Below are 13123 nucleotides of genomic sequence, written 5' to 3' on the forward strand. Positions count from 1 at the left end.
TAAATCTGGCGGGCTCTTTTCTTTTATCGGTTCGGCGAAGAGAACCAGGGCCCGCTGAAATAAACAACAGCAACGAAAGGCTCTCTTCAATGACTGATTACAACCCCAGCGCGGATGCCATCGCCAAGGCTTCAGCACCGACTGCAACCAGGGTGCCGTCGGCAAGCGTTAACGGCGCGGGCGAGGTGCGCGAAACCCTTTTGCCTGCATTTTTCGGTCGCTTCGGTGGACAGGAAGTGCCGGAGTTCCTGCTGCCAGCACTCGATGAGCTGGAAGCGGCTTACATCGAGGCGATGAGCGATCCGGAGTTCCAGCACGAGCTGGAAGAACTGCGTCGCGATTTCCTCGGCCGCGCAACCCCGCTGTTCGAATGCCGACGTCTATCCACGCCGAACACGACGATTGTGCTCAAGCGCGAGGACTTGAACCACGGCGGCGCGCACAAGGGCAACAACGTGGTCGGCCAGGCGCTGCTGGCAAAGCGCATGGGAAAAACCCGTCTCATTGCTGAGACGGGCGCAGGCCAGCACGGCACGGCCACCGCGATGGCCGCAGCGCTGCTGGGACTTGAGTGCGAGATTTACATGGGCGCGCACGATGTCGCCCGCCAGCACCCCAATGTCGAGCGCATGGAGCTCATGGGCGCGAAGGTCGTTCCCGTCACCACCGGCGAGGCCGGTTTGAAGGATGCTATTGACGAGGCACTGGTCGAGTGGAGCAAGACTCTCGACTCCACTTTCTACCTGCTGGGCACAGCCGCCGGACCGCACCCATTCCCCACTATCGTGCGTGAATTCCAGCAGGTCATCTCGGAGGAGTCACGCAGTCAGATGGCCGAGCGTTACGGCAAGCTTCCCGACGCTGTCATCGCAGCCGTCGGTGGCGGCTCCAACGCCATCGGCGCATTTGCTAACTACATCGACGACTCCGATGTCGCCCTCATTGGCGTCGAACCCGCAGGTGAGGGTCTCGACACCGACCGTCACGGCGCGCCCATCAATGCGGGCAAGACTGGTGTCCTTCACGGCATGCGCTCATTTGTCATGCTTTCCGACGACGGCGAGGTGTTGCCATCGCACTCCATCTCGGCGGGCTTGGATTACCCGTCTGTTGGCCCGGAGCACGGCATGCTGAAGGAGAATGGCCGCGCCAGCTATGTCGGAATTACCGACGAGGAGGCGCTGGAAGCGTTCCAGCTGCTCAGCCGCATGGAGGGCATTATTCCGGCGATGGAATCCTCGCATGCGCTGGCGCAGGCCATTAAGATTGCGCGACTCCGTGAAACCGACCCTGCCGCTGTTAGCGAGCTCGGGCTGCCGGTTCACGAAGGCGATGAGCCTTTGCTGTTGCTCGTGAACCTGTCGGGTCGCGGTGATAAGGATATGGAGCAGGTCCGGGAGTTCCTGAACCAGTAGGAATAACCAGTAGGGATTGCTTCCCCACTAGCTGCCTAGCAGGAATCGGACCAAAGCTAATTCTTGTTAGGCAGCACGGCGATCGTCGGCGGCGATGCCCTGCTTCGGGTTCGCCTCCACGATGGCTTCGGCAAGCAGCGATGCCAGCGCATCCTGCTTGGATTCCTTGCCGTCCTGGAAAATCGGGGACACAGTATCCATAATCTCGTTGAATGCGTTCATCAGAGGTCACCTCTCTTAAGATCTCTTTGATCTTTATTGTTGGACTTCTCCAACCGATTCTTTGCGATTCCGCAGTTGAAACGTCGTTTCATCGAATCGTTTGGAACTTATGACTTGCAACCGTAGACGACAACACAAGACCTGGCAAGCGCTAAACTTTATTTTTAGTTAACCTTTTGTTAACTTTTGGACGCTTTTTAGCTCAGGCACTGAGCCACAAACAGCGCCCCTCGACGCCGCCCCATACCTCGCTTTACTGCCGTTGATAACGGCTTCAAAAATCACGCTTTTACACAACCAAAAACAGGGCGCGGAAGTCTCTTTTGGTCAGACATAAACTATCCCCACTAAAAGCGCTTGCAGCCAACATTGAATGTGGGTTACACACCGCGCTCAATCGTCACCCCACGCAGGGATAGCCGCCAGTTCCTCAGAGGTCAACCCCATCGACAATTAAAGAAAAAGGGGCCCCTGCCAGCGGAAATAGACCACCGACAGAGCTGCCGGCTGTCAAAGATGCTGCCGCGAAGGCCACCCCACCCCACTATCGACCCAACCCCAGCCTCACTTGATGTGACCGCAGCCACAGAACCCTCAATCTGAGGCAGTTTTTCCGCCTTTACAGCAAACCGGCGATCAAGAAAACAGAGCCCCAACGGCCCCTTCCAGGAATGCCCCCAACATCGGCTCTACCAGCGACCGTCGGTAGAGGGTTTAAAGCAGCGATTCGCCCGTCGAGCACCCTATCTCGCCCGACTGAAAAACACCCCTAAAAGGGTGAGGTAAATCACACCGCGAGCGCCACTAAAAGCCGTTTTAACGACGATCAGTGAACACCCCAATACGCCGAACAGCCTCTTCCATCTCGGACGTCTCACCGGCGAAGCAGAGGCGAACCCACTGATGGCCGTTCTCTGTGTCGAAGTCGATTCCAGGGGCAACGGCCACGCCCGTTGCGGCCAACAGTTCCCGAGCCCAAGTCATGGAGTCGACGGAGTTCGGGTCGTCGTAAAGCCCTGCGATATTGGCGTAGATATAGAAACCGCCGTCGGGTGGGGCGATATTACCGAGACCGACGCGGGGCAGCCCCTCGAGCAAAACGTCGCGGTTGCGTGCGTAACGCGTCACGTGCGAATTGAGCTCGGCAATGGACTCGGGGCTGAACGCTTCCACCGCCGCTGCCTGCGAAATTGCCGGTGGACAGACAGTGAGGTTGGCTTCGAGGCGATCAAGCGGCGCACGCAGCCACTTGGGAACGATTAGCCAGCCAACGCGCCAGCCGGTCATCGAGAAGTACTTACTGACACTGCCGACCACGACCGCCGCGTCGGAGAACTCGCGTGCAGACGCACACTGTCGGCCATAAGTAATGCCGTGATAAATCTCGTCGGAAATGAGCAGGCAATCGTGCTGCTCACACCACTTCGCAATGGCACGCAGCTCGTCGGCATCGATAATGGTGCCAGTGGGGTTGTCCGGGCTGGTGACAATCACGGCCTTGGGCACGCGCGGAAGTGCCTCCAGGTGTTGGGCGGTGAGTTGGAAACGAGTCTCAGGACCACAGTCAATCTCGACAATGTTGGCGCCGAGCGCCTGCAGCGTATTGCGGTATGCGGGATAGCCCGGGCGCGCGAGCACGATGTCGTCGCCAACATCGAGGGCTGCGAGGAAGAGCGCTACGAAACCGCCGGAAGAACCGGTAGTGATGACAACATCAGCGGCTTCCGTGGCCGTGCCGTAGTTTTCACGATGCCAGGCGGCGATGGTTGCACGCAGCTCAGGCGTGCCGACGGCCGCTGTGTAGCCCAGAACCTGATTTTCTAAATCAGCACGCGCACGGGCAATCGCGGCAGCCGGGGCCGCGGTCGCGGGCTGTCCCACGCAGAGGAATAGAGCGTCACCGTGAGTGCGCTGACGCTCCTGTGCGAGCGCGAGAACATCCATCACATGGAAGGGTGCGACCTCACAACGGCGGGATGCTAGGTCGCGCTGGGGCTGGGATGCCTGCGGTGACTGCGAGGAGTTTAACGGCTGCGGTGACTGCGACGACTTTGGCGACTGCGGAGATTCGGCGTGCATACCTTCATCTTTGCAGCCGCCGAGGCCACCCGGGAAATCCAGTTCATCCCGGGTGGGTGCACCAGTGAGGCATCCGAGTGCAGCCGGACCACCTCAAGCATTATTTAGATGGAAATACGGCCCTCAACTGCAGGTAGTGCAATGTCGGTGCGGTAGTGCGAGCCCTCGAGCTTAATGGTCTTGATGGTCTCGTACGCCTTGTCGCGGGCCTCTTCCAGCGTGTCACCAACGCCGATAACGTTGAGCACACGACCACCAGCGGAGACCAGCTCACCTGCAGCGTTGCGGGCAGTACCAGCGTGGAGAATGCCATCTTCCTCGCGGCCAGGCTCTGCACCTTCAATGACATCACCCGTGCGAGTCGATACCGGGTAGCCTTCAGCGGCCAGTACAACAGTCAGAGCGTAACCATCACGCCAAGACAGCGGACCGAAGTCCGCCAATGTTCCGGTAGCAGCGGCGTTGAGCAGCTGCGCCACCGGGGACTCCAGCAGCGCCAGCACGGCCTGGGTCTCCGGGTCACCGAAACGGCAGTTGAACTCAATGACAGCCGGGCCGTCCTCGCCCCAGGTCAGACCCGCGTACAGCAGACCCTGGAACGGGCAGCCGCGAGCAGCCATTTCACGAGCGACCGGTTCGCAGACCTCGGCGACAATGCGCTCAGTTGCGCCTTCCGGCAGCCAGGACAGCGGGCTGTAAGCACCCATGCCACCGGTGTTCGGCCCCTCGTCATTATTACCGACGCGCTTGTGATCCTGAGCCGGCAACAGCGGGACGACGGTTTCGCCGTCGACCAGGCAGAACAGGGAAACTTCCGGGCCGTCCAGGAAGGACTCCAGCAGCACCGGGTTACCGGCTGCCAGCACCGCCTTTGCGTGTTCGAGAGCCTCAGCGCGGTCCTTAGTGACCACGACTCCCTTGCCAGCAGCCAGACCGTCATCCTTCACGACCCAGTTCGGGCCAAAGCGGTCAATGGCGGCCTCGATGTCTTCGTCGGAAGCCTCCGGTTGGATGGCCTCTGCCGAGGCGGTCTTTACCCCAGCCGCCTTCATGACGTCCTTAGCGAAAGCCTTGGACCCCTCAATCCGAGCTGCATCAGCGTTCGGTCCGAAGACTGCGAAACCAGCGTCGCGCAGCGCGTCTGCCACACCCGCGACCAGCGGAACCTCAGGGCCAATAACAACCAAATCGGCCCCAATTTCCTTGGCCAGCGCAACAGCGCCAGCGGGGTCATCCACGACCAGTGGATGCATGGTTGCAATTTCACTCATACCCGCATTACCAGGGGCTACGTGAAGATCAGTAGCCTGCGGGTCCTTACTCATTGCGTACAACAGGGCGTGCTCACGGGCACCGGAGCCAATTACGAGGATGCGCATAGCAATCATCTTACTAATCAGCCCGGATAACTCTCATCGCACCCAACCCCTCAATCCGCTATTCGGGTTACCCTTGGCACATGAGCACAGTATTTACCAAAATCATCAACGGTGAACTCCCCGGTCGTTTTGTCTACCGCGATGACAAGGTCGTCGCATTTTTGACCATCGAGCCAATTGCGCCTGGTCATACGCTGGTCGTCCCTGTTGAAGAGGTGGACAAGTGGACGGACGCCTCGCCTGAGCTATGGGCTCACCTCAATGAGGTTGCCCAGAAGGTTGGTCAGGCTGTTGTCTCCGCTTTTGACGCTCCGCGTGCTGGCTATCTCATCGCCGGCTTCGAGGTTCCCCACACCCACATTCATATCTTCCCTGCCCACGATATGTCCGGGTACAACCTACAGTCGGTAGATCGCAATCCTTCCGCAGAGTCCATGGATGAGGCCGCCGCTAAGCTACGGGAGGCCCTCGGGACTGACGAAGACGGAAAGTTGGTGCGCTAATCGCCGCTTCAAACGAGGATTTTCGGGAAGAACAACTTCCGGTAGTCCCTGCCCCTGAAGCGCAGGAACCGGAGGCGCAACAACCGGCTGCAGCTGAAGGATCAGCATCGCTTCCCTATGCCATCTTCCGTCCGCTGCGCGGTGTTTTCGAAGATAACTGGGGAGCCAAAGTATCCAAGTCCCGGCCGTGGCCGGTCATCCTCCTGCACGGAACAGGCCAGGTCAAGGGCATTTGGGAGGCCCTTGGCGGTCAGTTGCGGGAGGATGGCTGGGCTGTCTTCGCGCCAGACTTTGGGCACCGCGCAACAGACCCCATCAATCAGTCCATCGACATGCTCGTGCCCTACATCAAGGCTGTCCTGCACGCCACTGACGCAAAGCACGCCGTTATCGTGGGGCACTCGCAAGGCGGCTTAATCGCCACCCTGCTTTCTCTACGCATTTCCAAGTACATCAAGCATGTTGTCTGTCTTGCCGCCCCCAATCACGGCACCAACCTGGGCGGCATCGCTTCCGGCATCACTAAGATTCCCGGCACAAAGTCGCTGATGAGCAACTTTGTGCAGAGCTATTGGGGCGTTTCCGGTTTGGAACAGCTCACGGGTTCAAAGATGGTTTTGAACTCCAATTCCCACGATATCCTCGGTCCCGGTGTTACTTACACCTGCATTGCCACCAAGTATGACCAGCTCATTTCCCCTCCACAGTCCTGTTTCTTGGATGATGGTGACACAGGCATGGTCACCAATCTCTATGTGCAGGACACGTTCCCTCAAGCCATCGTTTTGCATGAGCAGATGGCGCACGATTGGCGCCCCCGCGCGCTTACTCGCGAGGCACTATTCAAGCTGGTAGGCGAGGATTTTGACCCAATCGAGCATGCGGAATAGACCGCTCCTAACGCGGATTTTCCCACCGACAGCCGCACATCCGTCCCTGCCAAATCCAAGTCCAGCGTCGGGGGACCTCAGAGACCCCGTTCCGGTTATCGCACTTCATGGCACGCTCGATAGTCCCGGCGCGTGGGCACCGCTTGCCGACGGACTCCGTGCCCGCGGCCGCCGAGTCTATGTACCGGCCTACGGAGACCGTGGCACTGCTGCCCTCGTAGATTCTGTCGCCGAAGTCGAGGCCTATATCAACGGAGTCTGCACTGAAACGAACTCGGACACGGTCGATATTGTGGCTCACTCGCAGGGTGGGCTACTGGCTTTCCTGCTGTTTACGCGTCTTGCAAACCATGAATGCGAGCGTTTTTCGTTTCGACGTGTCATCAGTGTGTCGGGCTCTGTCGGCGGTGTAAATCTGACTGAGATCTCCCGCATTTTGGGCTGGTGGAATGGGGCTCCTGCCTGCTGGCTAATGGGACAGGCTTTAGCCGATCAAATTGCGGTAGCGGCAGGACAATATGAACTTCCTGCAGCCAACACTGCCCCACACCTCCGAAGGCGCAAGGCAGCCACACCTGACTGGATTAATGTCATCAGCCACCATGACAACCTGGTCATTCCGTGGTCCGATACCGCGCAGAGCTTCCTGCCGGACAGTCGAGCTGTTTTGCTCGAAACCGAGCTGGAGGGCAGGTCTGTTGCGCATTGGAAGCAGCAAACAGACCCCGAAGTGATCGAACTGATCACTCGGCTATTGGCGTAGAGCTTCGACCTAGAACTTGGTCAGCGACTCGCGCGCGGTGACGACATCCGCAAGCAGCTGCTGCGCGGCTGGCGAGGGGTTATCGGAGGTGAGGGCCTCGATGACGACGTCGGGAAGCCCTGCGGCGCGGTAGTCGTCGACAGTGACATCGCCGTACTCGAGGACCCCGTGGAGCCATGCGACTGCACGCGACTCTGGTGAAATGCAGCGTCGTGCGGTGCGTTCCTGCTGGACGAGCACATCACGGTTTTCCACCCCGCGCATCCCCAGCCGTGCAAGAGTGCGAGCAGCAGAGATGAGGTTCTCACCGGCAACACAATCCTGCTGGTTCGGATTGGCCGGCGGCTTCTTACGACCACGACGGCGCACGTAGAGCTCCTGCTGACCAATACCGACCAGGGAGCCATCGCGGTTTCGGATTACAGAGGTGTATGGAACGACCGTCGAATAGCCACCTTCAGTTTCGGCCTTAAGCTTTTCGACCATCTCATCCGGCACCTCTACCTCAAGGTACGCACCATTCTTACCCGGCCGGATAAATTCAAACGACCCAGTTCGCGTCCACGCCTCGTACTTCTTGACATCCAGACGCTGCATAACCAGCGTGCCAAACAGCACATCCGTCATCGAAAACAGTGCACCGCCAAATGCCGCGCCATGCATATTCGCAGTCAGAGCGTTTAGGCGCAGCTCCAATCGCCCCTCAGACCAGTCATCCGCAATCTCAGTGATACGGATGCCGGTGCCAAACAGCGGCGGCCAAATGTTCAGCAAGAACTTTGCCTTAGCCGGGGACATCTCTTTCTCAGCAAGTTTGTACAGGGTGCGTCGCAGCGATGGACCAATAGACATAACTACTTACATTAGGTGTTGACCGGGCGAACGCGGGCATTATTGTCAGAAAACAAAAGTGTGTCAGCTTCAGCACATGCTTTACGACGGTTCCCGCGCCCCACCTTTTATTAAGACAGCGACTATTTCAGCGACTATTTAGGCAGCAAACCGTTCCGCCAGCGTATTGACGCGCAGAGTGAAGAAATCCCGCAATTCCGCGTAGCGGGAATAACCATAAATCCCGCGGTCAGCTGGGTCATCATATTCCCAGCGCTCAGTCTCTACATCTGGCGCGATGTAGTCCGAAACGTCGATTTTCCCCACAACAATGACCACATCCGCACTGTCTGCGAGAGACGGCGTGAGTTGATGAGGATCGCCATCGCACCGTGCCCCCACCTCACAGAGCGCACGCCGCGCGTCTTCATCCAGACCGCGGTCATCATCATCGATGCTGATACCTGCTGACAACACTGTCAGGCCTGGGGCAGCTTGCCGCAGCAGCCCTTCTAGTACGCGTGAGAGTCCCATGTTTGAACTACTGACAAAGAGCACCTCTGACATGGCTCTATCGTAGAATATTTTTCTCGGAGAAATCACCCCAGCTTGTGGGGTTTTCTGGAAGGTTTTGCAGAAAAATGCCAAAAGCGCCCATAGCGCAGGCCCTTCCCCGAGACCAGCCCTATCGACGCTTATGACTTAAGAACAAAGTCCACTTTACATGCGCATGTAACCCCTGTGAAGCGTGGGGCTAGAGTTGCAGATATGAAAGCTCCGTGGCCTGTGATTTTCCGGCTGTCGGCGTTGCGCTGTCCTGCTGGCGGTGTTGCGCTGTCCTGCTGGCGGCGTTGCGCTGTCCTGCTGCCGGTGTTGCGCTGTTCTGCTGCCGGTGTTGCGCTGTCCTGCTGCCGGTGTTGAGTTGTCCTATCGATGCAATATTCACCTATCGATACGCAGCAGCGTGGCCATAAGTGAATAGCTCATCCATATGTTGACCGGGACTTCCGACAACGTGCGCATAAGTGACAGAAAATTCCCCCGCCCCAGCCCCGACAGGCATTTGCCCTTTAATCAGTCTTCAAACGCACCCTTTGTTCCCCGCCCGACCTCCTTAAACCGGATAAAATTGGCGGGGCCGATCGCTCGCGAATAGGAGAATCACCGTGACCGACTCTCGCGATATTAAACCTTTTGCATCCAACCGCGGCCCCAAAGTGACCTCCATCGGTGCCATCATCGGCGCAGCAGCAGTGGGCGGCCTGCTTCTCGGAGGTGTCGGTGCGGGCACCTGCTTGGCGGTCTTTGATTCGCCCGAGCGCTCTGACTACGTCATGCAGCCCGCGCAGCGTGAGGTGCAGGCTGACATCATGGACTCAGACGATGTGCTCACCCCGGAGGAAGAACAGCGCATGCTTCGCGATGTCTCCCGGATCGCCGCCCCTGACGTGGTCCAAGGGCTGCACTACATGGTCTTTGCCGAGAACAAGGAAAACGTTAATGACTCCGTAGAGGAGTACCTGCGCGATAACCACCAGGAGCTCATCGGCAAGGATAAGTTTGCTGATGGCCAGGTCTTCGTCGGCGTGGGCCTTGATCCGCGCCAAGCCTTCGTCTTCGCGGGTGAGGACGTGGCTGCTCAAATGAAGCTACGCAAGAATGACAGCCATCTGAAACAGTCCATCGAAGCAATTAAGCCGGGCGTGCGGGATGACAACATTCCTGCTGGCCTCTTTGCTGGCGCAGCGGCTGCAATCGACGTAGACCGTGCTGCGGATACTCAGTACGAGGGCGCAAAAGAGGACCGGATGGCGGCGGCCGTTGGCCTCGGGGTGGCGGGCCTGAGCGTTGGCGGCGCTGGTGTCGGCCTCGCCGGCGGTGTACGCCGCAGCCGGCAGAAGAAGACACAGCAGGCACGCGAGGACTGGGACTACGTGTCGCAGACCTACACCGATGTGGCGCAACGGCTAAGGGAGATTGATATTCGAGCGCACTCGCTCCAATCAGGGCTGGTGGATGAGCGCCTGCGCCAGGACTGGGAGGGTTTGCGCGATGACTTCCTAGCAATCGATAGCCAGGTTGGTTTCCTCATGTCGATTCCGGCGGATGCGCCAGATGAGCAATTCCGCTCACACTCCGAGCTCATCGCCAACGCGCGCCAACTGTGCGAGCGCGTGGAAACCGCTGAGGCCAATATTGAAAAGCTGCACCGCATTGAGAACGCTGATGCGGATGCTCGCCGCTATGAACTCTACGAGCTGGAGAAGGATCTGGCACAGGCAGGCTACTTGGCCGCAAGCATCGACTCGGCGCTTGAGCGCCACGCGAAGGAGTTGGAAGATGCCGCCACTGAATTATCCAAGGAACCACACCATCCGCAGTTCATGGAGCGCTACCTAGAACTCTTGGATCGCTCCGCGCTCTTGTCGGAGCACGTGCAGTCCCAGCTGCAGAAGCGCAATGAGGCCGACGAGCGCCCCGAGCGCACGCGCATCTACGACTCTGATTTCTTCGCTGGCTCTGGCTACCACGGCTACGTGCCCTTCTATGTCGTGAGCACCTGGGATAGCGATGCCACCACTGCCCGCGACAGCTCTTCCAGTAGCGGTGGCGTCAACAGCGGGTTTAGCTCAGGGTTTTCCGGTTCAGGCGGTTCTTCCAGCTTCTAAGCCGACTTACGGGACAGAGGGGATGCGGACGTTCTGTTAGACGATTTCACCCCTCACGCTACTTAACCCCTACATTTTCCCCTTTAAACCAAAGAACCCCAGGCCGGAAAACTTCCTGACCTGGAGTTTTGGAGCCGGAAACGGGACTCGAACCCGTAACCTACCGTTAGGGTACCCTGTAAAGGTTTGACCTATAATGCCATTTATGCCTGTCAAAGCCGTTTCTCGCGCCACACAGGGACACCTCCCCTACTAGTTTTTGAGGAAAGTCTTTGGGGAAGTGCGGAGTTTTCCGAAGTAGACCCGCAGCTGGACATACGCCACAGCCTGAGTACAAGACTTAACCGGCGGTGGCTACACGGTGTCGACTAGGGGCCACACACCCCTTGCCCCAGCAACCCCTGCCCGTCGCACCCCTACCCCCCACGCATAAAAATGGACTGGGATTGCCCCCAACCCCTCAATTCCGGTTACTGCTCCTGCCACCCCACGTCGTCGGGTGTGACATCCCGGCGCGGGCCCAGTCGCGCAGCGCTCGCCACTGGTATCTCGGATGCAGTACCGCAGATACCCGTCGAAGAGCTGGACGCCTATCTACCAGTCCCGCAGCAGCCCGCCACTCTGCAAATCCCACAACCCCGACCCATCAGCTAGGGCTTTGTCATGCCTTCTGCACCGAGGCAGACGCTCATACCCTTCGACAGGCCGGCGAGGCGGTAGGCGGCTAGCGGGTCCCAGGCACCCGCGGCAAGCCGCCCGGCGCGGGCAACGGCGCCCCTCAATGGGCGAACACAATTGGTAAATTGGTCGTTTCAGGCTATCAATAGTGTCGCAATGAGAGCGCCTAGTGAAATAGCGAGCATCCCTAAGCAATTGACCCAAAACTCGCTACCTAGAAACTTGGCTCGGATATGTGCGATTGCTGCGGTGCAGAAGTAGGCAATGACTCCAACCATCGTCGCTATTCCAATGCCTGGTATCCAGAGCCCAATAATGAGTCCACTTGCTGCTAGGCACTTGATAACGATAAGAGCCCACCACCACTCTGTAGGAAGTCGTACTCCTCTGAGGCAGGCCTCGATGAATGCTACGGGTTTGAGCGAGAGTACCGCGTCTCCGAACAAAATGGCTGCAAGAATGATGGAGGGCCAAGCAGGCGAAGATTCGAGAATCATTATTTTACTCCGTACGCGATTTTAAGACGGGAGATGGAACTGTTCGCGTGAATGGATAGTTCGTCGGTGTCGTATGCACCGGCAGCCCAGCCAAGAAGCAACCCAAGATAAATGTTGTAAAGGATTGTCGCGAACTCTTTAGCGTCATCTTTAGGGAGCATATTGCCTAGGCGCAACACGATTTCATCTACCAAGAGAGTTCGAAGCTCGTTGAGAATCTCTCCGTTGTCTCCCTGTGTGATTAGGGCAGCGCCATACGCTTTCGATAATTCTTCCTGCCCAGTAAACATTTTCAGGAAAGGAGCGAGAACGTCGAGAAGGTTGTCTGATTGTCCACGGAGCTCATCGTGCATGACGGTGATTCGATGTCCGATGGTCTGAATCAACAGCGACTGCTTGCTCCCGACGTTCATAACGGTTCCAACGCTGACGTTAGCTTTCTGCGCGATGGCACGCACATTTGTATCCGCGTACCCGACTGACACAAAAAGGGCATAGGCGGTATCCAAGACTTTATTGCGCGTCGCCTCCTTTTGAGTAGCACGACTTGATTGAACTTGTTCACTGAACATGTTCAAATCGTATCGCTACATCAATCTACGGTCAAGTAGCGATGTGGTTATCCAAGTACATTGCTGTCATGAGAGGCGAGCGGGTTTCCTGCTTACAAGGAGGAAAGTTATAGCTGATCGTCACACACCTACATGTTTTTGCCAGACCAGCTTCTCGGGCCAATAGACTCAAGGATTGCCGAGCGCTTGGCCGATAAGCCTACGAGCTTGTTCCACGGCCAACGCACGACAGGGGCACCGACGACGCGGGTACTGCCTATGCGTGACGACCCATCCGGCACATACCCCCACCCTGGCAAAACTCTGGCCGGGCTCTAACATGGGCAGGCTTGCCGCACCTCGCCGGCGACGATGTGGCGCAGGCCGACCGGGAGCTGCTGCCTGCGGTGATTTCCTATCACGACCTCCGTCACACGGTAGCGACCGCCATGGCTGCAACGGGCAACGCGGCGCTGGCCACCTTGCAACTGGGCCATGCCTCCGCCTCGACTACGGAGGCCGCCTACATCAACCGCGCGGGAGATGTTGACAACTCCGCAATCATTGAAGCGTTCGCTGCCGACGCGCTGGCAATTTTCGGCGGCTAGTCGCTGCCCTCCTGCCGCCGCCCCTGCGCCCTCTTGGC

13 protein-coding genes are annotated in these 13123 nt (G+C 58.2%); 6 read left to right on the forward strand and 7 right to left on the reverse strand.

What is annotated here, in order from left to right:
* Positions 1-89: 89 nt before the first annotated feature.
* Positions 90-1415 (forward strand): tryptophan synthase subunit beta, encoded by a 1326-nt coding sequence (trpB, locus tag CRD18_RS00370; RefSeq protein WP_065428897.1) that lies wholly within the window; start codon positions 90-92, stop codon positions 1413-1415.
* A 66-nt stretch (positions 1416-1481) separates the two neighbouring features.
* Here trpB and CRD18_RS00375 read toward each other — a convergent pair whose 3' ends face one another.
* The 3 genes from CRD18_RS00375 to purD form a co-directional block, all read right to left on the reverse strand.
* Complete coding sequence (locus tag CRD18_RS00375) at positions 1482-1637, reverse strand: hypothetical protein (protein WP_162837147.1); 156 nt, start codon at positions 1635-1637, stop codon at positions 1482-1484.
* An 816-nt stretch (positions 1638-2453) separates the two neighbouring features.
* Positions 2454-3581, reverse strand: a complete 1128-nt coding sequence (locus tag CRD18_RS00380; RefSeq protein ID WP_049172167.1) for an aminotransferase class I/II-fold pyridoxal phosphate-dependent enzyme — start codon at positions 3579-3581, stop codon at positions 2454-2456.
* Between the two features lie 239 nt (positions 3582-3820).
* Entirely contained in the window at positions 3821-5095 is a 1275-nt protein-coding gene (gene purD / locus CRD18_RS00385; RefSeq protein ID WP_187406428.1) for a phosphoribosylamine--glycine ligase, read from the reverse strand.
* An 80-nt stretch (positions 5096-5175) separates the two neighbouring features.
* Here purD and CRD18_RS00390 point away from each other — a divergent pair, with 80 nt between their 5' ends.
* The 3 genes from CRD18_RS00390 to CRD18_RS00400 all read left to right on the forward strand — a co-directional run bounded on the left by CRD18_RS00390 (position 5176) and on the right by CRD18_RS00400 (position 7251).
* Complete coding sequence (locus CRD18_RS00390) at positions 5176-5598, forward strand: HIT family protein (RefSeq protein WP_005511554.1); 423 nt, start codon at positions 5176-5178, stop codon at positions 5596-5598.
* 203 nt (positions 5599-5801) lie between these two features.
* Complete coding sequence (locus CRD18_RS00395) at positions 5802-6488, forward strand: triacylglycerol lipase (RefSeq protein ID WP_255498576.1); 687 nt, start codon at positions 5802-5804, stop codon at positions 6486-6488.
* The gene (locus CRD18_RS00400; RefSeq protein WP_187406429.1) at positions 6478-7251 is read left to right on the forward strand and encodes a triacylglycerol lipase; all 774 of its coding nucleotides are present in this window, start codon (positions 6478-6480) and stop codon (positions 7249-7251) included. Before CRD18_RS00395 ends, CRD18_RS00400 begins: the two co-directional genes overlap by 11 nt.
* Positions 7252-7260: 9 nt before the next feature.
* Here CRD18_RS00400 and CRD18_RS00405 read toward each other — a convergent pair whose 3' ends face one another.
* Positions 7261-8103: a PaaI family thioesterase gene (locus CRD18_RS00405; protein WP_016421433.1), complete on the reverse strand. Its 843-nt coding sequence runs from the start codon at positions 8101-8103 to the stop codon at positions 7261-7263.
* Between the two features lie 138 nt (positions 8104-8241).
* Positions 8242-8616, reverse strand: coding sequence for a hypothetical protein (locus CRD18_RS00410; RefSeq protein ID WP_016421434.1), 375 nt, complete (start codon positions 8614-8616; stop codon positions 8242-8244).
* 632 nt (positions 8617-9248) lie between these two features.
* Between CRD18_RS00410 and CRD18_RS00415 the strand changes: the two genes are divergently transcribed.
* Entirely contained in the window at positions 9249-10751 is a 1503-nt protein-coding gene (locus CRD18_RS00415) for a hypothetical protein (protein ID WP_016421435.1), read from the forward strand.
* Positions 10752-11563: 812 nt separating this feature from the next.
* Here CRD18_RS00415 and CRD18_RS11065 read toward each other — a convergent pair.
* A complete protein-coding gene (locus CRD18_RS11065; RefSeq protein WP_016421436.1) occupies positions 11564-11926 on the reverse strand; it encodes a DoxX family protein in 363 nt (120 codons plus the stop codon).
* Positions 11926-12498: a TetR/AcrR family transcriptional regulator gene (locus CRD18_RS00420; protein ID WP_016421437.1), complete on the reverse strand. Its 573-nt coding sequence runs from the start codon at positions 12496-12498 to the stop codon at positions 11926-11928. The genes CRD18_RS11065 and CRD18_RS00420 overlap by 1 nt, the downstream gene beginning before the upstream one ends.
* 329 nt (positions 12499-12827) lie before the next feature.
* Here CRD18_RS00420 and CRD18_RS00425 point away from each other — a divergent pair, with 329 nt between their 5' ends.
* A complete protein-coding gene (locus CRD18_RS00425) occupies positions 12828-13085 on the forward strand; it encodes a tyrosine-type recombinase/integrase (RefSeq protein WP_016421438.1) in 258 nt (85 codons plus the stop codon).
* The last annotated feature ends 38 nt before the right edge of the window (positions 13086-13123 follow it).

Source organism: Corynebacterium sp. LK31 (assembly GCF_014335015.1).
Lineage (GTDB): Bacteria > Actinomycetota > Actinomycetes > Mycobacteriales > Mycobacteriaceae > Corynebacterium > Corynebacterium jeikeium_D.

Excerpts from the sequence above, each read along its gene's own strand:
- trpB (WP_065428897.1), top strand. The coding sequence starts at position 90 with ATGACTGATTACAACCCCAGCGCGGATGCCATCGCCAAGGCTTCAGCA.
- CRD18_RS00375 (WP_162837147.1), bottom strand. The coding sequence starts at position 1,637 with ATGAACGCATTCAACGAGATTATGGATACTGTGTCCCCGATTTTCCAG.
- CRD18_RS00380 (WP_049172167.1), bottom strand. The coding sequence starts at position 3,581 with ATGGATGTTCTCGCGCTCGCACAGGAGCGTCAGCGCACTCACGGTGAC.
- purD (WP_187406428.1), bottom strand. The coding sequence starts at position 5,095 with ATGCGCATCCTCGTAATTGGCTCCGGTGCCCGTGAGCACGCCCTGTTG.
- CRD18_RS00390 (WP_005511554.1), top strand. The coding sequence starts at position 5,176 with ATGAGCACAGTATTTACCAAAATCATCAACGGTGAACTCCCCGGTCGT.
- CRD18_RS00400 (WP_187406429.1), top strand. The coding sequence starts at position 6,478 with ATGCGGAATAGACCGCTCCTAACGCGGATTTTCCCACCGACAGCCGCA.
- CRD18_RS00405 (WP_016421433.1), bottom strand. The coding sequence starts at position 8,103 with ATGTCTATTGGTCCATCGCTGCGACGCACCCTGTACAAACTTGCTGAG.
- CRD18_RS00410 (WP_016421434.1), bottom strand. The coding sequence starts at position 8,616 with ATGGGACTCTCACGCGTACTAGAAGGGCTGCTGCGGCAAGCTGCCCCA.
- CRD18_RS11065 (WP_016421436.1), bottom strand. The coding sequence starts at position 11,926 with ATGATTCTCGAATCTTCGCCTGCTTGGCCCTCCATCATTCTTGCAGCC.
- CRD18_RS00420 (WP_016421437.1), bottom strand. The coding sequence starts at position 12,498 with ATGTTCAGTGAACAAGTTCAATCAAGTCGTGCTACTCAAAAGGAGGCG.